This is a genomic window from Streptomyces cinnamoneus (assembly GCF_014650495.1).
GTDB lineage: Bacteria > Actinomycetota > Actinomycetes > Streptomycetales > Streptomycetaceae > Streptomyces > Streptomyces cinnamoneus.
The window spans coordinates 13,352-31,430 of the sequence record NZ_BMVB01000026.1 but is presented as its reverse complement, the minus strand read 5'-3'; the positions used below and the strand labels follow the sequence as shown (position 1 = coordinate 31,430).

At 71.3% G+C, this 18,079-nt stretch carries 17 protein-coding genes; 2 read left to right on the top strand and 15 right to left on the bottom strand.

Features of this window, described 5'->3' with window-relative positions; all coding sequences use genetic code 11:
* Positions 1-6 precede the first annotated feature (6 nt).
* The 3 genes from IE182_RS26945 to IE182_RS26935 are packed head-to-tail and all read right to left on the bottom strand — an operon-like array spanning position 7 to position 2,444.
* Positions 7-984: an ABC transporter substrate-binding protein gene (locus IE182_RS26945; RefSeq protein ID WP_190112551.1), complete on the bottom strand. Its 978-nt coding sequence runs from the start codon at positions 982-984 to the stop codon at positions 7-9.
* Between the two features lie 57 nt (positions 985-1,041).
* On the bottom strand, positions 1,042-1,725 hold the full coding sequence (locus IE182_RS26940; protein WP_190112550.1) for an ABC transporter permease: 684 nt from the start codon (positions 1,723-1,725) through the stop codon (positions 1,042-1,044).
* Positions 1,725-2,444 carry an ABC transporter permease gene (locus IE182_RS26935; protein WP_190112549.1) on the bottom strand — a complete coding sequence of 240 codons (720 nt, stop codon included), beginning with the start codon at positions 2,442-2,444 and terminating at the stop codon, positions 1,725-1,727. Before IE182_RS26935 ends, IE182_RS26940 begins: the two co-directional genes overlap by 1 nt.
* A 131-nt stretch (positions 2,445-2,575) precedes the next feature.
* Here IE182_RS26935 and IE182_RS26930 point away from each other — a divergent pair, with 131 nt between their 5' ends.
* A complete protein-coding gene (locus IE182_RS26930) occupies positions 2,576-3,742 on the top strand; it encodes an ABC transporter ATP-binding protein (RefSeq protein WP_190112548.1) in 1,167 nt (388 codons plus the stop codon).
* Positions 3,743-4,028: 286 nt separating this feature from the next.
* On the opposite strand, the gene IE182_RS26925 is transcribed toward IE182_RS26930, so the two are convergent.
* The 6 genes from IE182_RS26925 to IE182_RS26900 form a co-directional block, all read right to left on the bottom strand.
* Positions 4,029-4,526, bottom strand: a complete 498-nt coding sequence (locus IE182_RS26925; RefSeq protein ID WP_190112547.1) for a DUF3180 domain-containing protein — start codon at positions 4,524-4,526, stop codon at positions 4,029-4,031.
* A 50-nt stretch (positions 4,527-4,576) separates the two neighbouring features.
* A complete protein-coding gene (gene folK, locus IE182_RS26920) occupies positions 4,577-5,170 on the bottom strand; it encodes a 2-amino-4-hydroxy-6-hydroxymethyldihydropteridine diphosphokinase (RefSeq protein WP_190112546.1) in 594 nt (197 codons plus the stop codon).
* Positions 5,167-5,526, bottom strand: a complete 360-nt coding sequence (folB, locus tag IE182_RS26915) for a dihydroneopterin aldolase (RefSeq protein WP_229845141.1) — start codon at positions 5,524-5,526, stop codon at positions 5,167-5,169. The genes folK and folB overlap by 4 nt, the downstream gene beginning before the upstream one ends.
* 262 nt (positions 5,527-5,788) lie before the next feature.
* Positions 5,789-6,259: a nuclear transport factor 2 family protein gene (locus IE182_RS26910; RefSeq protein WP_190112544.1), complete on the bottom strand. Its 471-nt coding sequence runs from the start codon at positions 6,257-6,259 to the stop codon at positions 5,789-5,791.
* Positions 6,256-7,149, bottom strand: coding sequence for a dihydropteroate synthase (folP, locus tag IE182_RS26905; RefSeq protein WP_190112543.1), 894 nt, complete (start codon positions 7,147-7,149; stop codon positions 6,256-6,258). Before folP ends, IE182_RS26910 begins: the two co-directional genes overlap by 4 nt.
* Before the next feature lie 130 nt (positions 7,150-7,279).
* Positions 7,280-9,136 (bottom strand): phosphatidylglycerol lysyltransferase domain-containing protein, encoded by a 1,857-nt coding sequence (locus IE182_RS26900; protein ID WP_190112542.1) that lies wholly within the window; start codon positions 9,134-9,136, stop codon positions 7,280-7,282.
* Between the two features lie 169 nt (positions 9,137-9,305).
* Here IE182_RS26900 and IE182_RS26895 point away from each other — a divergent pair, with 169 nt between their 5' ends.
* Positions 9,306-10,418 (top strand): alpha/beta hydrolase, encoded by a 1,113-nt coding sequence (locus IE182_RS26895; protein WP_190112541.1) that lies wholly within the window; start codon positions 9,306-9,308, stop codon positions 10,416-10,418.
* Positions 10,419-10,488: 70 nt separating this feature from the next.
* Here the strand turns inward: IE182_RS26895 and folE are convergent, their stop codons facing one another.
* The 6 genes from folE to dacB form a co-directional block, all read right to left on the bottom strand.
* On the bottom strand, positions 10,489-11,094 hold the full coding sequence (gene folE, locus IE182_RS26890) for a GTP cyclohydrolase I FolE (RefSeq protein WP_190112540.1): 606 nt from the start codon (positions 11,092-11,094) through the stop codon (positions 10,489-10,491).
* A gap of 156 nt (positions 11,095-11,250) precedes the next feature.
* On the bottom strand, positions 11,251-13,266 hold the full coding sequence (gene ftsH, locus IE182_RS26885) for an ATP-dependent zinc metalloprotease FtsH (protein WP_190112594.1): 2,016 nt from the start codon (positions 13,264-13,266) through the stop codon (positions 11,251-11,253).
* 275 nt (positions 13,267-13,541) lie between these two features.
* Positions 13,542-14,081, bottom strand: coding sequence for a hypoxanthine phosphoribosyltransferase (gene hpt, locus IE182_RS26880; protein WP_185942466.1), 540 nt, complete (start codon positions 14,079-14,081; stop codon positions 13,542-13,544).
* Between the two features lie 77 nt (positions 14,082-14,158).
* Positions 14,159-15,208 carry a tRNA lysidine(34) synthetase TilS gene (gene tilS, locus IE182_RS26875; protein ID WP_190112539.1) on the bottom strand — a complete coding sequence of 350 codons (1,050 nt, stop codon included), beginning with the start codon at positions 15,206-15,208 and terminating at the stop codon, positions 14,159-14,161.
* Positions 15,209-15,406: 198 nt separating this feature from the next.
* A complete protein-coding gene (locus IE182_RS26870; RefSeq protein WP_190112538.1) occupies positions 15,407-16,528 on the bottom strand; it encodes an Rv3626c family coenzyme F420 biosynthesis-associated protein in 1,122 nt (373 codons plus the stop codon).
* Positions 16,529-16,599: 71 nt separating this feature from the next.
* Entirely contained in the window at positions 16,600-18,057 is a 1,458-nt protein-coding gene (dacB, locus tag IE182_RS26865; protein ID WP_229845140.1) for a D-alanyl-D-alanine carboxypeptidase/D-alanyl-D-alanine endopeptidase, read from the bottom strand.
* Positions 18,058-18,079 lie beyond the last annotated feature (22 nt).

Below are 18,079 nucleotides of genomic sequence, written 5' to 3'. Positions count from 1 at the left end.
CGGGTGTCACTTCGACAGAAGCTTCTTGTCCTTGAGGTACCGCGCCGCAACATCGGCGGGCTTGAGCCGCTGAGCGTCGACCTTCTTGTTGAGTTCGGTGAGATCCGCGGTGGTCAGCACCCGGTTGAGCTTGCCGAGCGCCTCGGCGACCTTCTGCGAACCCGCCTTCTTCGCATTCACCACCGGCAGTACGTTGTCGGAGTTCTGCAGCTTCTTGTCGTCCTCAAGAAGTACAAGACCGAACTGTTCGAGTGTGGCGTCCGTGGTGGTGGTCAGCAGCAGCTGGTCCTTGCCCTCCTTGACGGCCTGCTTGGCCTGGGTGCTGCCGACCTCCAGCGGGTCGATGCCGGCGACCTCTATGCCGTAGGTCTTCTCCAGGCCCGGCTGGCAGAAGGGCCGCTGGGAGCACTCGTCGCCCGCTGCGAGCCGCACCCGCTCCTTGGACCTTCCCAGATCGGAAAGGGTCTTGAGCTGGTGTTTTCCCGCAAAGTCGGCCGTGACCGCGAAGGCGTTCTGGTCGACGGCCGGGCCGGCGTCGAGGACGGTAAGACCGCGCGGCCCGGCGAGATTTCGCAGCGCCTTCACGGTGGTGGCGGCATCGGCGGACGCGACCTGCGGGGCGTCCTTCCCGTTCTGCTTCTTGTTCAGGAATTCGGCGAGCGTCGCGGCGTACTCGGGCACCACGTCGATCTCGCCCTTCTCCAGGGCCGGCTCATAGAGCTCGCGCGCGTCGACGGTCTTGATCGACGTCGAATATCCGGCGTCCCTGAGCAGGCCCGCGTATATCTCCGCCAGCACCTTCGACTCGGTGAAGGAGGCCGAGCCGATCACCAGCGATTCCCGGCCGGACCCGGTGGAACTCCCGCTACCGGATTTCTCCAGGCTGTCACCGCCGCAGGCGGTGAGCCCCACCGTCAAGGCTGCGGCGCCGGCCACCGCCGGGAGGGCGCGGGCGAGCCGCGCTCGACGCGGTGTCCTGGTCATGGGGAACTCCATCCAGTCGTCAGGCCGGCCGTCGGGTGTGAGGGCCGGCGCGCAAGGTCATGCCCGGACCGTCGCCGGGTGTCCGCGCATCGGGTCCAGCAGCCGCTGCAGCAGGACGAAGGCGCCCTCGACCAGCAGCGCCAGCACGGCCACCAGCAGCGCCCCCGCCACCACCTGGGCGGTGTCGGTGAGCCGGAAGCCGGCCGTGATGATCCGGCCCAGGCCGCCGCCCCCGGGCAGGGCGGCCAGCGTGGTCGTGGCCACGACCTGCACCGCGGCGGACCGCACGCCGGTGAGGATCAGCGGGAAGGCCAGAGGCAGTTCGACCCGGGCGATGATCTGAGTGCCCGTCATCCCCATGCCCCGCGCCGCCTCGACCATGTCCCGGTCGACCTCGCGCATGCCCACATAGGCGTTGGTCAGCAGCGGGGGTATCGCGAACAGCACCAGCGCGATGACGGTCGGCCACGACCCGTGCGAACCCAGCGGGCTGAGCAGCAACAGCACCAGCACCGCGAACGTCGGCACCGCACGGCCGACGTTGGAGATGTTGACCGCCAGCGCACCGCCCTTGCCCACGTGACCGAGCAGCACGGCGACCGGCAGCGCGATCGCGCAGGAGATCAGCAGGCAGACGACGGTGAGGAAGAGGTGCTCCCCCAGCCGGTGCCAGACGCCGTCCGTACCCGACCAGTGGGCGGTGGTGGTCAGCCACTCCCAGGTGCGCTCGACGACTCCCATCAGGCCACCGCCTTCTCGGTCTTGCGCACCTTCGGCGCCGCCTTCGGCCGGCGCTTGGGCCGCGCCCACGGCGTCAGCAGCCGCTGGACGAGCAGCAGCGCCAGGTCGGCCGTGACCGCCAGCACCACGCACAGCACGGAGGCCGTGAGGACCTGCGCCTTGAAGTAGCTGCGCATACCCTCGTAGATGAGGTTGCCCAACCCGCCGTAGCCGATGATGGCTCCGACGGTCGTCAGCGACACCGTGGAGACCGTGGCGATCCGCAGACCGGCCATCAGGGCCGGTACGGCCAGCGGCAGTTCGACGGCGAACAGCAGTCTCAGCGGCCCGTACCCCATGCCGCGGGCCGCCTCGCGCGCCTCCTGCGGCACCGAGGCCAGGCCGGTGAGGATGTTGCGCACGAGGATCGTCAGCGAATAGAGCACCAGGCCCGTGACCACGACCGCCGCCGACAGCCCGAACACCGGTACCAGCAGCGAGAACATCGCCAGCGACGGGATGGTGTAGAGGATCGTGGTCATCCCGAGGACCGGCCCCGCAACCGCCCGCCACCTGCGGGCGAGCAGGGCCAGCGGGAAGGCCACGAGCAGTCCTATGGCCACCGAGGCCAGGGTGATGCCGATGTGCTGGAGCGTGGCGTCCGTCAGCTCCTGGCCGCGTGTGCGCACGTACTCACCGCAGACCCAGTCGTTGGAGATCAAGCAGTTGTCGTCCGCCATCCGCGCCCTCACCTCCCCCTCGGCCTTCACGGTCGGTCACTGGCGACCCTAACCCGGGGCACTGACATTCGCCTCCGACGGACATCCGCCTGCAACATTGTTCGAGAGAGGTACGGCCACAATGGGGAGCCATGATCCGCTTCGAGCACGTCACCAAGAGCTACGCCGACGGTACGACCGCCGTGGACGACCTGTCCTTCGAGGTGGCGGAGGGCGAGTTGGTCACCCTCGTGGGCCCGTCCGGCTGCGGCAAGACCACCACGATGAAGATGGTCAACCGGCTCATCGAGCCGACCTCGGGCCGGATCCTCGTGAACGGCGAGGACATCTCCACCGTCGACCCCGTCGAACTGCGCCGCCGCATCGGCTACGTCATCCAGCAGGTGGGCCTCTTCCCCCACAAGACCGTGCTGGACAACACCGCCACCGTGCCGCACCTGCTGGGCTGGCAGCGCAAGCGGGCCCGGGCGCGGGCCGCCGAGCTGCTGGACCTCGTCGGGCTCGACCCCTCCGTCTACGGGGACCGCTACCCCGACCAGCTCTCGGGCGGGCAGCGCCAGCGGGTCGGGGTCGCGCGGGCGCTGGCCGCCGACCCGCCCGTCCTCCTGATGGACGAGCCCTTCGGCGCCGTCGACCCGGTCGTGCGGGAGCGGCTGCAGAGCGAGTTCCTGCGCCTGCAGTCCCAGGTCCGCAAGACGGTGCTCTTCGTGACGCACGACATCGAGGAGGCCGTCCGGCTCGGCGACCGGATCGCGGTGTACGGCAACGGCCGCATCGAACAGTTCGACGCGCCGGCCGCGGTCCTCGGCGCCCCCGCCACGCCGTACGTCGCCGACTTCGTCGGCGCCGACCGCGGGCTCAAGCGGCTGTCGGTGACCCCGATCGAGGCCGACGACCTGGAGCAGCCGCCGGTGGTCCACCTCGACGACCGGCTGTCGGAAGCGGCCGGGCTCCTCGCCCGCAAGGACGCGCGCTGGGCCGTCGTCCTGGACGACTCGGACCGGCTGCACGGCTGGATCTCGGCGGAGGCCGCGGCCTCGGGCGAGGGCCTGGTGCGGGAACGGGCGCGGCGGATGGACGCGTGGCTGCCGCTGGGTGCCTCGCTCAAGCGGGCGTTCAGCACGATGCTGCAGCACGACGCCGGCTGGATCGCGGTGCTGGACGGTGAGCGCGCCGACCACTTCCTCGGCGTCCTGACGCCCGCGCGGCTGCACGAGGCGCTGCGGCGCTCGATCGAGGCCGACGCCCGGGGCGGCTCACGCAGCGAGGTGGAGCTGGAGACCGTGCCGGGCGTGTAGGAGGACACCGGCCAAGGCGGCCGCCGGCCCCCGCCGGCGGCACCCGCGGCGCGAGAGCCCAGGCCGTGTCCGCAAAGTCCCGCCTGGCCCGCGACTCCCCCAGCTACCGCTGGGAGGCGCCCCCGGCACGCACGCTCGCTGCGTTGTCGGGGTCGCCCGAGTACGCCCAGTACGAGGACGACCCTCCGCCTTGCGATCTCCCCCAGCTACCGCTGGGAGGTGCCCCCGGCACCAGACGCCGCGGGCCACGCCCTTCGGGCGTACGGCGCTACTTTGCGGACACGCCCTAGGCGCGGGTGGTGCCGGCGCCGCCGGGGCCGTTCTCGTCGTCGTCCTCCGGCAGCTTGCAGACCCGCTCCATGAAGAAGGCGGCCGCTATGACGCAGGCACCGGCCAGCACCGACGCGCCCGCGTAGATCGCCTGGTCGCGGCGGACCTCCACGTCCAGGCCCTCGATCAGGAGGAAGACGCCCACGCCGCCGTACATCCCCGCGACCAGCGCCGCGACCAGCGCGCTGGCCTGGCCGAAGACCACCGCCCGGGCCGCCAGCAACGGATCGACGCCCTTCGCTCCGGGCCTCCGCTCGCGCTGCGCCCGCAGCCGGGCCCGCAGCGACAGCGCCGTCGCGGCCAGGACCACGGCGATGACCGCCAGGACGATGGGCGCCGCCACCGGCACGCGCGGCAGCGTGCCGAAGGAGTCCCACAGCCGGGCGGCGGCCCAGGAGAGCACTCCGGCCACGGCGAACAGGCCGACCAGCACCCCGATCCGAAGTTGCTTCACCGAGCTGTCGCCCCTCGTCGTCGTTCGGTAGATCTGCGTAGAGCCAACGCCTACTCGGGCAGTCGCAGTTCCAGGTCGGCCCGCTGGGCGACGCCGGCACGGCTCATCCCGGCCAGCAGCTCGGCCACCGCGCCATGGCCCGGAACAACGGCTTCCGGATCCACGTCGTACCACGGCACGAGCACAAAGGCGCGCTCATGGGCACGCGGGTGCGGCAGCGTCAGCCCGGGGTCGTCGGAGACGACGTCCTGATACGTGACGATGTCGACATCAAGGGTGCGCGCGCCCCAGCGCTCCTCGCGCACCCGCTCGAACGCCTCCTCGATGGCGTGCCCGCGCTCCAGGAGCGAATCCGGCGGCAGCGTCGTCTTCACCAGCACGACCGCGTTGAAGTACGACGGCTGGCTGCCCGGCTCGACGCCCCAGGGATCGGTCTCGTACACCGGCGACACGGCCTTGACCCGCAGGCCGGGCGTGTCCTCCAGCGCGTCGATCGCACCCTGCAGGATCTCCAGGCGGTTGCCCAGATTGCTGCCGATCGAGATCACGGCGCGCTTGGGATTGCTCAACGTCACATCGGCGGCGTCCACCCGCTCCACCACGGAGGCGGGCACCGGCTGCACGGTCGGGTCGCTGCTGCTCATACTCGGCTCCGGGTAATAGTGATCGTCACGTCGTCGAAGGGAACGGTGATCGGGGCGTCCGGCTTGTGCACGACGACCTCCACCTCCCGCACCGGCTCGTGCTTGAGGCACTGCTGGGCGATCCGCTCGGCCAGCGTCTCGATGAGGTCGACCGGCTCGCCCTGGACGATGTCGACGACCTCCTCCGCCACGATGCCGTAGTGCACGGTCTTCGTGAGGTCGTCATCGGCCGCGGCAGGCCGGGTGTCCAGGCTCAGCACCAGGTCCACGACGAAGGTCTGCCCCTCCTCGCGCTCCCGGGGAAACACCCCGTGGTGCCCGCGAGCCTTCAAGCCGCGCAGCGCGACACGATCCACCCGAATCACTCCTGCTGGTCGTCGGTAAGGGCCGGTGTAGGAGCGCACCGGCCACCGCCGGCACCGCACCCGTCCCTGCCTTCGGCCGGGTAGCCCACCTTCGAATCTACCTGCGGGCACCGACAGCGCCCGTTCGCGGGTGCCCGGCGACCCCCGCCGCGCTTACCCGAAGATCCCGCGCCCCACCCCTACCCGAACGGCAAGCAGCTCGAACGAGTGGCCACTTGTCCTCACACTGACGCGCGGGACGACGTGACGACCGTCACGCCGTCGGCTCGGCCGAGTCGTCCTCGTCCTCCTCGTCCCGGCCGGCGAGCACCGGGGAGCCGTGGTGCGACCACACCTTCCACTCGTCGCCCGCCCGCCGGAAGACGTTGGTGGCCACGACCAGCTGGCCCACCAGCGGTCCCAGCTCGCCCTCGTTCTCGGCCGGGGCCCCGCTGAGGATGTTCTCCGTGCAGGTCACCATCGCCGTGTCCCCCGCGACCGACACCTCCACGTCGGTGAGGAAGAACTGGATGTAGTCCGTGCTCGCCATGATCAGCGCGTACGACCGCAGGACCTCGCTGCGCCCCCGCAGCACCGGCCACCCCGGGTGCACACAGGAGACCTCGGTGCCCGGCACGTTCAGCCAGAGCCGGTCCATGGCCGCCGTGTCGCCGCGCTCGACCGCCTCGTACAGGGCGGTGTTCGCCAGCTCCACCCGCTCGCTGTCCGTACGGGCGCCGCTCACACCGCCCCCTTCGCACCGGCCGTGCCCGCCGCGTCGTCGACCGCCCGCACGACCCGTACCGCGTCCGCGCTCGCACGCACCTCGTGCACCCGCACCGCCCACGCTCCCTCCCGTGCTGCCAGCGTCGATACCGCGGCCGTCGCCGCGTCCCGCTCACGGGCCGGCGGCGGATCGCCCTCGGGCCCCGCCAGGACCCGGCCCAGGAACCGCTTGCGGGAGGCGGCCACCAGCAGCGGCAGGTCCAGCTCCCGGCGGAAGCGGCCCAGCCCGGCCACCAGGGCCAGGTCGTGCTCGGCGTTCTTGGCGAAGCCCAGGCCCGGGTCGACCACGAGCCGGCCCGGGTCGATGCCGCCGTCGACCACCGCGTCCACCCGCTGCCGCAGCTCGGCGAGCACCTCGCCGGTGACATCGGGCCCGTAGACCGCCCGGCTGTTCATGTCGGCGCTGAAGCCGCGCCAGTGCATCACCACGAACGGCACCCCGGCCGCCGCCACCACCGGCACCATCGCCGGGTCGGCGAGCCCGCCGCTCACGTCGTTGACCAGCGCCGCGCCCGCCTCGACGGCGGCCTCGGCGACCGAAGCGCGCATGGTGTCCACCGACACCACCACCCCCTCGCCCGCCAGCTCGCGGACCACCGGCACCACCCGGCGCAGCTCCTCGTCCTCGTCGACCCGGGAGGCGCCCGGACGGGTGGACTCCCCGCCCACGTCGACCAGGTCGGCACCGGCGGCGACGAGCTCCAGGCCCCGCTTGACGGCCAGGGCGGTGTCGAACCAGTGCCCGCCGTCGGAGAACGAATCGGGGGTGACGTTGACCACGCCCATCACCGCACAGCGGCCCCACTCGGGCAGTCCGACCGGCCCCACACGACCGCGCGACGTACTCATACGGTCCAGCCTAGGGCGTACGGCCGACCGGGCACCGCACCGCACGGGGGCCGCGAAGGCCGAAGCCCTCCCCGGACGGTGTCCGGGGAGGGCTTCGCAAGGGGCGGGCGTGCGGCGCGTGCCGCGCGCGTCAGGCCGCGCGGGTGACCTCGCTCTGCGCGGGCGCGTCGTCCTCGTCGTGCGGGCACGGCTTGGGCTCGGCCGGGCGGCGGCGCAGCAGGCGCGGCAGCTCCAGGAAGCCCTCCGCCTGCATCATGGCGAAGCCGATGCGGGGCAGGTCGCGGCTGGTCGGGAAGACGATGAAGCGCGGCTCCCAGCGCGGCCGGAACTTCTCGTTGAACTTGTACAGCGACTCGATCTGGAACCAGCGCGAGAGGAAGAGCAGCAGCCCGCGCCAGCCGCGCAGCACCGGGCCGGCGCCCAGACGCTCACCGCGCTCCAGGGCCGAGCGGAACATCGCGAAGTTCAGCGAGACGTGCTTGATCTTCAGTTCGGGAGCGGCCTGCAGGGACGCGACGATGAGCAGCTCGTTCATGCCCGGGTCGGCGCTGCGGTCACGGCGCATCAGCTCCAGCGACATGCCGTCCTTGCCCCACGGCACGAAGTGCTGCATGGCCTTGAGGTCGCCGAACGGGCCGGCCTCCTCCCCCTCCTCGGGTGCCTTGTGGGCGGTGGCGATGACGGCGTCGAGGTCCTTGGGGTCGCCGATGCGGCCCAGCGCCATGGAGAAGCCGCGCTCGGTCTCGGTGTCGCGCCAGGCGTTGGCCGCCTCCTGGACGACGGCGAGCTCCTCGGGGCTCAGGTCGCCGACCCGGCGCACCTGCGTGGTGTAGCCGTTGCGCTCGATGCGCTTGACCATCTGGCGGACGTTGCGCATGGAACGACCAGTGAGGGTGAAGTCGGCCACGTCGACGATGGCCTCGTCGCCCATCTCCAGCGCGTCGAGCCCGGTCTCGCGGGTCCAGACCTCGCCGCCGGTCTCGCTGCAGCCGTTGACGGCCGGGGTCCAGGAGTGGCGCTTGGCCAGCTCCATGAACTTCTCGATGGCGCCGGGCCACGCCTCGACGTCGCCGATGGGGTCACCGCTGGCGAGCATCACGCCGGAGACCACGCGGTAGGTGACGGCCGCCTTGCCGGAGGGCGAGAAGACGACGCTCTTGTCGCGGCGCAGCGCGAAGTGGCCGAGGGAGTCGCGGGCGCCGTGCTTGGCGAGCAGCTCGCGCAGCCGGTCCTCGTCCTCCTCGGTGAGGACGGCGGCCGGGTGCTCGGGGCGGAAGGCCAGGTAGGCGGTGGTGGCGACGGTCAGCAGACCGAGGGCGCCCAGGGAGTAGCCGACGGTGTAGTCGACGCCGCCGGTGTAGCGGATCGATCCCTCGAAGCCGAAGAGGCCCCAGAGGACGTGCTCGATCTGCTCCAGCACCGGCGGGTCGCCGACCATCTGCTTGGGGTGCGAGCCGACGATCACCCAGCCGAGGGCGAAGCTGACGCCGCCCAGCAGGATGAAGTTGGCCACCGCCTTCCAGCGGCCGCGCGGGTCGGGCAGGGCCGCGAAGGCGCTCTTGTGCTTGAGCAGGTAGCCGAAGAGCAGCAGCGAGAGCACGGTGCCGACGCGGGAGTGCTGGTAGATCAGCTGCGCCGCGGCGCCGAGCGGGAGCAGGACGACGGCGGCCAGCCAGGCGCGCCGCTTGGCGCGCTTGAGGCCGTGGGACAGCATCAGCAGCAGGATGCCGATGATGATGGAGCCGGCCGCGGCCAGCTGCGTCACCGTGCCGGGCAACACCTCGGTGAGGGCGTGGACCTTGCTCCAGCGGTAACGGGGAATGACCCCGGCCGCGATGTCCGCGAGACCGATGAGGGCCCCGACCGTACCGACGACGGCAGGCACGCGCTCGGGCTTGGGGCCCTTCGCGATACGTGCAAGTACCGACAGCCACTTCGGCCTCTGAGGAACCTCGTCGGACTTTTTGCCATCTACCCTGACAGACATCTCTTCCCGTCGTCCTGTCGAGTGGGCCTGCGCCATTTGGCAGCAGCACCCGTGCAATGTGCGCCCTGTAGGACGACGGTTTCGGGGTTGAGGTTCCGCGGGGGGCCGAGCCCGGAAAGAAGTAACCATTCCGCGACTCGGCGCCGGGTCGCTCGGCAGAAAGCACCTCATGGGTCTCACCAGCATGGCAGTACTGCTGATTGCCATCGTGGCTGCGGTAGTGCTCTTCGCATTGACGATCTGGCTCTGGCCTCGCCTGAGCAAGAAGGGCATCGGCTCGGTCCTTGCCCGGGTCGGGATGATGCTGGCCACGCAGCTGTCGCTGTTCGCCGCCATCGGCCTGTGGGCGAACCAGTCCTTCGGCTTCTACGGTTCCTGGGCCGACCTCTTCGGCCAGGTCAAGAACGAGGGCGTCGTCGTCGACCACAGCGCGGGCGCCAAGCGGGTGCAGGTCATGAGCGCCCAGGCGGTCAAGGTCCCCCGCGGTGACGTGCCGCGCGTCGGCGGCAAGATAGAAAAGATCAACATCGTCGGCGTCGAGTCGAAGATCAGCAGCCCGGCGTACGTCTACCTGCCGCCGGAGTACTTCCAGCCGCAGTACGCGAACAAGACCTTTCCCGCCTCCGTCGCCCTGACCGGCTACCCGGGCACCGCCGAGGCCCTGATCAAGGGGCTGGACTACCCGGTCCGCGCGCACAAGCTGGCCAAGGAAAAGAAGATGCAGCCCACCATCCTCGTGATGATGCGGCCCACCGTCGCCCCGCCGCGCGACACCGAGTGCATCGACATACCCAACGGCCCCCAGACCGAGACCTTCTTCACCAAGGACCTGCGCAAGGCCATCTCGGAGCACTACCGGGTCGGGACCAAGGCCGCAAACTGGGGCATCATCGGCGACTCCACCGGCGGCTACTGCGCCCTGAAGTTCGCCATGCGCCACCCGGACTCGTACTCCGCCGCCGCCTCCCTGTCCGGCTACTACAAGGCCCCGCAGGACGCGACCACCGGTTCCCTCTTCGGCGGCAGCAAGAAGCTGGAGCAGGACAACGACCTGCTGTGGCGGCTGAAGAACAAGGACCTCCCGCCGGTCTCCCTGCTGGTGACCACCAGCAAGAAGGGCGAGCACAACTACAAGGACACCCTGAAGTTCATCGACATGGCGTCGAAGTCCCCGACCCGGGTCTCCTCGATCATCCTGGAGAGCGGCGGCCACAACTTCAACACCTGGCGCCGCGAGCTGAACCCCACCCTGAAGTGGATGGGCAGCCGCCTCAGCGCGTGACCGCGCCGCAGCAGCAGAACCGAGGGCCCGCCATGAGCGGGCCCTTTTCCGTTCCTCCGGGTGCTCCCGGCTAGCGGGCCATGATCAGGCTCATGGCCTCGGCGCGCGTCGCGGGGTCGCGCAGCTGGCCGCGGACCGCCGAGGTGAGCGTCTTCGCGCCGGGCTTGCGGATGCCGCGCATGGACATGCACATGTGCTCGCACTCGATCACCACGACGACACCGCGCGGCTCCAGGATCTCCATCAGGGAGTCCGCTATCTGCGTGGTGAGCCGCTCCTGGACCTGCGGCCGGCGGGCGTAGACGTCCACCAGGCGGGCCAGCTTCGACAGACCGGTGATCTTGCCGGTGGTGGCCGGGATGTAGCCGACGTGCGCCACGCCGTGGAAGGGCACGAGGTGGTGCTCGCAGGTGCTGTACACCTCGATGTCCCGGACCAGCACCATCTCGTCGTGCCCGAGGTCGAAGGTGGTGGTGAGGACGTCCACCGGCTCCTGGCGGAGACCGGCGAATATCTCCTTGTACGCCCGCGCCACCCGGGCGGGGGTCTCCCTGAGACCCTCCCGGTCCGGGTCCTCGCCCACCGCGATCAGAAGTTCCCGTACGGCGTTCTCGGCCCGCTTCTCGTCGAACTCGCCGATGGTGCCCTCGGCGTCCAGCGTCACCGGGTCGGTCATGGGCTTGCCTCGTTCTCTCGGTTCTCTGGTACGTGCGCGCCAGTGCGGCCCTCGGGCGCGCGCATATGCGCGATGCCGCGCCCCCAAGGCTAAAACCTGGGGGACGCGGCATCCATTCCGGGCCCCGTCCGGGACCGGATCGCACGGTGCGGGGGATCAGCTCTCCGGCGTACCGGAGCTGTCCCTCGGGAGGTCGACGTTGTCGACCGTGTTCACGCCGTTGTTGCCGGCCGGGGCGAGCTCCTTGGGGGAGAGCACCGGCGGGCGGGTGGAGGGGGTGCGGCGCGAGGAACCGGTCCACGCCGGGCGGGCCGGGCGCTTCACGATGTGCTTGAAGATCTCGGCGATCTCCTCCTTGTTCAGCGTCTCCTTCTCCAGGAGCGCCAGAACCAGGTTGTCGAGCACGTCGCGGTTCTCGACGAGGATCTCCCACGCCTCGTTGTGCGCGGTCTCGATGAGCTTCTTGACCTCTTCGTCGACCAGCGCGGCGACCTCTTCGGAGTAGTCCCGCTGGTGCGCCATCTCGCGGCCCAGGAAGGGCTCGGAGTTGTCGGAGCCGAACTTGATCGCGCCGAGGCGCTCGGTCATGCCGTACTGCGTGACCATCGCGCGGGCCGTGGCGGTGGCCTTCTCGATGTCGTTCGCGGCACCCGTGGTCGGGTCGTGGAAGACGAGCTCCTCCGCCGCGCGGCCGCCCAGCATGTAGGCCAGCTGGTCGAGCATCTCGTTGCGGGTGGTGGAGTACTTGTCCTCGTCGGGGAGGACCATGGTGTAGCCGAGCGCACGGCCCCGGGACAGGATCGTGATCTTGTGGACCGGGTCGGAGTTCGGGGAGGCCGCCGCGACCAGGGCGTGTCCGCCCTCGTGGTACGCGGTGATCTTCTTCTCCTTGTCGCTCATGATCCGGGTCCGCTTCTGCGGGCCGGCCACGACGCGGTCGATCGCCTCGTCCAGCATGTGGTTGTCGATCAGCTTGCGGTCGCTGCGGGCCGTCAGCAGGGCGGCCTCGTTCAGCACGTTCGACAGATCGGCACCGGTGAAGCCGGGGGTCCGGCGGGCGACGGCCGCGAGGTCGACGTCCGGGGCGACCGGCTTGCCCTTCTGGTGGACCTTGAGGATCTCCAGACGGCCCTGCATGTCCGGACGGTCGACGGCGATCTGCCGGTCGAAGCGGCCCGGGCGCAGCAGCGCCGGGTCGAGGATGTCCGGGCGGTTGGTGGCGGCGATCAGGATGACGCCGCCCTTGACGTCGAAGCCGTCCATCTCGACGAGCAGCTGGTTGAGCGTCTGCTCGCGCTCGTCGTGGCCGCCGCCGAGGCCCGCACCGCGGTGCCGGCCGACGGCGTCGATCTCGTCGACGAAGACGATGGCGGGTGCGTTGGCCTTGGCCTGCTCGAACAGGTCGCGGACCCGGGAGGCACCCACACCGACGAACATCTCGACGAAGTCGGAGCCGGAGATCGAGTAGAAGGGCACGCCCGCCTCGCCGGCGACGGCGCGCGCGAGCAGCGTCTTGCCCGTACCGGGCGGGCCGTAGAGCAGCACACCCTTGGGGATCTTGGCGCCGACGGCCTGGAACTTCGCGGGCTCCTGGAGGAACTCCTTGATCTCGTGGAGCTCCTCGACGGCCTCGTCGGAGCCGGCCACGTCGGCGAAGGTCGTCTTCGGGGTGTCCTTGGTGATCAGCTTGGCCTTGGACTTCCCGAAGTTCATGACCCGGGAGCCGCCGCCCTGCATCTGGTTCATCAGGAACAGGAAGACCACGACGATCAGTACGAAGGGCAGCAGCGAGAGCAGGACCCCGACCAGGGGGTTCTGCTTCGACGTCGAGACGTTGTAGCCCTCGGGCAGCGTCTTGGGGTCGTCGTCATCGGCCTTGGCCTGCAGATCCTTGGAGATCTCCACGCCCTGGTCGCCGATGTAGTTGGCCTGGACCTTGCTGGAGCCCTTGATCTTCTGGCCGTTGATCAGCTCGACCTTGATCTTGTTCTCGTCGCCGGTCGTCAGCTCGGCCGACTTCACCAGGTTCTTGTCGATCGCATGCACGACCTGACTGGTGTCCACCGACTTGTAGCCGCCGGACGAGCCGACGACCTGCATCAACACGACCACGGCGAGGACGGCCAGCACGATCCACATGACCGGCCCACGGAAGTAGCGCTTCACGTCCATCCATACGGGGCGCGAGCGCCCCGTCCCTCCTGCCACAGTGAGGCACGGTCACCCCGGAATGAGGTGCCTGTGCGTGCGGTGTCCTGCTCGACCTTGAAAGGTTGAGTTGAAAGCTTGAAAAGACTGACCTTCGGACGGTACCCCAGCATTGTCACCCGACGCCGCCGTGGACGGTCAATAAACCCGCCCTCTCCTGCTCCAACGGCGGGAAACCGGGTGTGGTTCCCGCGCGCCGGAGTGTCCCGCGAGGACCCGGTCCGGAGACCGGGCCGGGCTCAGCCGCCGTAGACGTGCGGGGCGAGAGTGCCCACGAAGGGCAGATTGCGGTACTTCTCCGCGAAATCGAGACCATAACCGACGACGAACTCGTTCGGAATGTCGAAACCGACCCACTTCACGTCGATCGCGACCTTCGCCGCCTCCGGCTTGCGCAGCAGCGTCACGACATTGAGCGACGCCGGCTCGCGGGAGCCGAGGTTCGACAGCAGCCACGACAGGGTGAGGCCGGAGTCGATGATGTCCTCGACGATCAGGACGTGCTTGCCCTTGATGTCGGTGTCGAGGTCCTTGAGGATCCGCACCACACCGGAGGACTGGGTGCCCGCGCCGTAGGAGGACACGGCCATCCAGTCCATGGTGACGGGGGTGGACAGCGCGCGCGCCAGGTCCGCCATCACCATCACGGCGCCCTTGAGGACGCCGACGATGAGCAGGTCCTTGCCCGCGTACTCCGCGTCGATCTTCGCGGCCAGCTCGGCCAGCTTCGCGTCGATCTCTTCCTTGGTGATGAGCACCGACTTCAGGTCGGTGCCCATGTCCTTCTCGTCCACCCGCGCCACTCTCGCTCGTTCAAGACTCGTCCGGCCTACGGAGCGCGCTCGCCCCGTTCGAATCAGCCCTGCCGGAGAACCAGTCTGCCACCCTGCCTGCGAACCGCGACGCGCCCGGGGAGGTTGATGGCGCCCTGGCCCCGCCAGCCGGTGATCAGCCGGTCGACTTCTTCGAGGTGCCGGGCGAAGAGCGAACCGGCCGGGGAGCCCGCTGCGATGGCCGCGCGGCGCAGCACGCGGCGGCGGACCGCGGGCGGCAGGGCGTAGAGCTTCGCGACCTCGAGGTCGCCGGAGTCGTCCCGGACGGACGTCTCGACGGCGGCGGCCCAGGAGTCGAGCGCGTCGGCGTCGTCGCGGGAGAGCTGGGCCGTGCGGGCGAGGGCCTCGACGACGCCCTTGCCGAGGGCCTTCTCCAGGACGGGCAGGGCCTCGTGGCGGACCCGGGAGCGGGTGTAGGCCGGGTCGGCGTTGTGCGGGTCGTCCCAGACGGGCAGCGACTGGACCATGCAGGCCTTCCGGGCGGTCTGCCGGTCCAGGCCGAGGAAGGGCCGGCGGTAGCGGCCGCCGACGCCGGAGGCGGTGGCCATGCCGGAGAGCGAGCGGATGCCGGAGCCGCGGGCGAGGCCCAGCAGAACCGTCTCCGCCTGGTCGTCGCGGGTGTGGCCGAGCAGGATGGCGACGGCGCCGTGGCGCTCGGCGACGGCGTCCAGCGCGGCGTAGCGGGCGTCGCGGGCGGCGGCTTCGGGACCGCCCTCCCGGCCGACGTCGACGCGGACGGCCTCGACGGGGTCCAGGTCGAAGGCGGTGAGGCGGCTGACGACCTCGGCGGCCCGGAGGTCGGAGCCCGGCTGCAGGCCGTGGTCGACGGTGACGCCGCCGGCGCGGATGCCGAGCCGGGGGGCCTCGAAGGCGAGGGCGGAGGCCAGGGCCATGGAGTCGGCGCCGCCGGAGCAGGCGACGAGGACGAGCGGCGCCCGGCCGGGCGCGGAGGAGGACGCCGCACCGGGCACGGCGACGGACGCCGGGGAGACGGGGGGGTGCAGGGTGAGGACGTCGTGGAGTACGCGGCGGACCGCCAGGCGTATCGCCGCGACCGCGGGGTGTGGACCCATGTCCGTGTGTCCAATCGTTCCAGTCGGAGGGCCGTTGGGAGAGGGCCGTAGCCGTTCGACTTCGAGCCTCAGTCACGCTGTGTGCGTCGATGGTGACAGAGACGAGCCATTACCCGAGCATCGCACGCCCACCCTTGGCAAACGGTCCCTCGGACGGGTGATTACGGGAGCGTTCTTCCGGTACGGGGAGTGACGGGTTCACCCGCCGGTCCGCCCGTGCACCCGGGCGACCCAGTCCGCCGGTTTGGCGATCTCGGTCTTGGTGGGGAGCGTGTTCGGCGACGTCCAGACCCGGTTGAAGCCCTCCATGCCGACCTCGTCGACGACCGCCCGTACGAACCGCTCGCCATCACGGTACTGCCGCAGCTTGGCGTCCAGGCCCAGCAGCTTGCGCAGGGCCGCGTCCAGCCGTCCGGCACCGCTGGCCCGACGCTTCTGGAACTTCTCCCGGATCTCGGCCACGCTCGGTACGACCTGCGGACCGACCCCGTCCATCACGTAGTCCGCATGGCCCTCCAGCAGGGACATCACGGCCGTCAGCCGTCCGAGGACCTCGCGCTGGGCGGGCGTCTGCACCAGGTCGACGATGCTGCGGCCCTCCCCCTCCGGCGGCCTGCCTCCGGCCAGCGCCTGGACGGCCTCCCGCACCCGCTCCAGCAGGGTGGCGGGGTCGACCTCCGTCTCGCTGAGGAAGGTCTGGATCTCGCCCTCGACGTGGTCGCGCAGCCAGGGCACCGCCGTGAACTGGGTGCGGTGCGTCTCCTCGTGCAGGCACACCCACAGCCGGAAGTCGTGCGGGTCGACCTCCAGCTCCCGCTCCACGTGCACGATGTTGGGGGCGACGAGCAGCAGCCGGCCGCCGGCGGCGGCCCCGGGCAGGTCGCGGGTGACGGGCGCGAACGTCTCGTACTGCCCCAGCACGCGGGAGGCCAGGAACGACAGCAGCATGCCGAGCTCCACGCCGGTCACCTTGCCGCCCACGGCCCCCAGCACCGCGCCGCCGGGCGCGTTCCCCCGCCGGTCCTGCATCTTCGCCAGCAGCGGGCCGAGCAGCGCCCGGAAGCCCGCCACGTTCGCCTTGATCCACCCGGCCCGGTCCACCACCAGCACGGGCGTGTCGCCGGCCGGGTCCCCGGCCGGCGGCGCCATGCGCGTGAACGCCCGTACGTGCTCCTCCGACGAGCGCGCGTGCCGTCGCAGCTCCGCGACCACCTCGCGCGCCTCGTCCCGGCTGACCTCCGGCCCCGGCCGTACGAGCCGGGTCGCGGTCGCCACCGCGAGCTTCCAGTCGACCATCTCCGCACCACCGACGCTCGTCATGACTTCACCGTACGTGCTGCGCGGCGCTTGGGGAGAGGGGTTGCGGGGCCCGGGAGCGGGCCCGGCAGGGCTCAGTCGGTCGTCGCCGCGACCGCCGAGGCGAGGCGGTCCAGGGCCTGCTGGGCACCGTCCGGCGAGGAGGTGCCCGATGCCATGAACGCGAACGCCAGCAGCCGCCCGGACGGCGTCACGGCCGTCCCGGCGAGGGTGTTCACGCCGGTCAGCGTGCCCGTCTTGGCGCGGACCGTCGCCCGGCCCACCGTCTCGCGCGGGTAGCGCTGGCGCAGCGTGCCGGTGAAGCCGGCCACCGGCAGCCCGGTCAGCACCGGGCGCAGCCGCGGCGTGGCCGGATCGGCCGTACGGGCCAGCAGCCGGGCGAGGAACTCCGCCGTGGCCTGGTCGGCGCGGTCCAGGCCGCTGCCGTCGGCGATGCGCACCCCGGCCATCGGCAGCCCCAGCGCCGACAGCCGGTCCGTCACGGCCTTGCCCGCGCCCTCGAAGCTCGCCGGCTGCCCGGAGGCGAGGGCGGTCTGCCGCGCCAGCGCCTCCGCGATGTCGTTGTCGCTGTTGGTGAGCGCCCGTTCGACGAGGTCGGCCAGCGGCGCGGAGGAGACCGCGGCGAGGCGGGCGGCGCCGGGCGCCGCCCGGCCCTCGGACGGCTCGCCCTCGACCTCCACGCCGCGTTCCTGCAGCAGCGCGGCGAACCTGCGCGCCGCGTCGGCGGCCGGCTCGGCGCTGCGGTCCGCGGGCCCGCGGTCCGAGTCGTCCAGCCGCCCCTCGTCGACCATGAGGGCGCTGACGGGCGCGATGTTCTCGTTCGGCCCGATCACGTGCTGTGCGGGGCCGGTGTAGCGCGAGGCGTCGTAGGCGAGGCGGGTCCGCCGGGCCCCGGCCGTCTTCAGGGCGCGCGCGGTGGCGTCCGCCAGCTCCGTCAGGCTCGCGGAGCGCGGCCCGCCGCCCGCCGCCGGGCGGGCGGTGAGCGTCGGGTCGCCGCCGCCGACCAGCACGATGCCGTCCCCGGAACGGACCACCGTCGTCTCGATGCGGTGCTCCGGCCCCAGCGCGGCCAGGGCCGCGGCCGCCGTGGCCGCCTTGATGGTGGAGGCGGGGGTGTACGGGACGTCCTGCGCAGAGCCGTGGAGCGGCTCTCCCGTGGCCACGTCGACGACGGACGCCGAGCGGTCCGGCCCGAGCGCCGGGTCCTGCAGGAGCGGTTCCAGCGCCGCGGTGAGGCCCTCGCGGGTGCCGGGACGGCCGGCACGCAGCGCGCCCAGCACGGGCGGGGCGGCGGCCGGCGCCCGGCCGGCGGCGCCGGGACGGCCCTCGTCACCGGCTTGTGCCGCGGCAGCGGCGACGGCCCGTTCGGCCGTACGCTGACCTCCGTCCCAGGGGCCGGCGGCCGTCACGGCTCCGGTCGCGACCACGAAGCCGGCCACGGCGGACGCGGCGACGAACCGCACGGTACGGCGCTGCGCGGGGGGAACGTCCTGCCACCACCTGACCTGCCAGCGTCCGGACTCCGGCACCACGGACCAGCCCCTTTCGCCACCA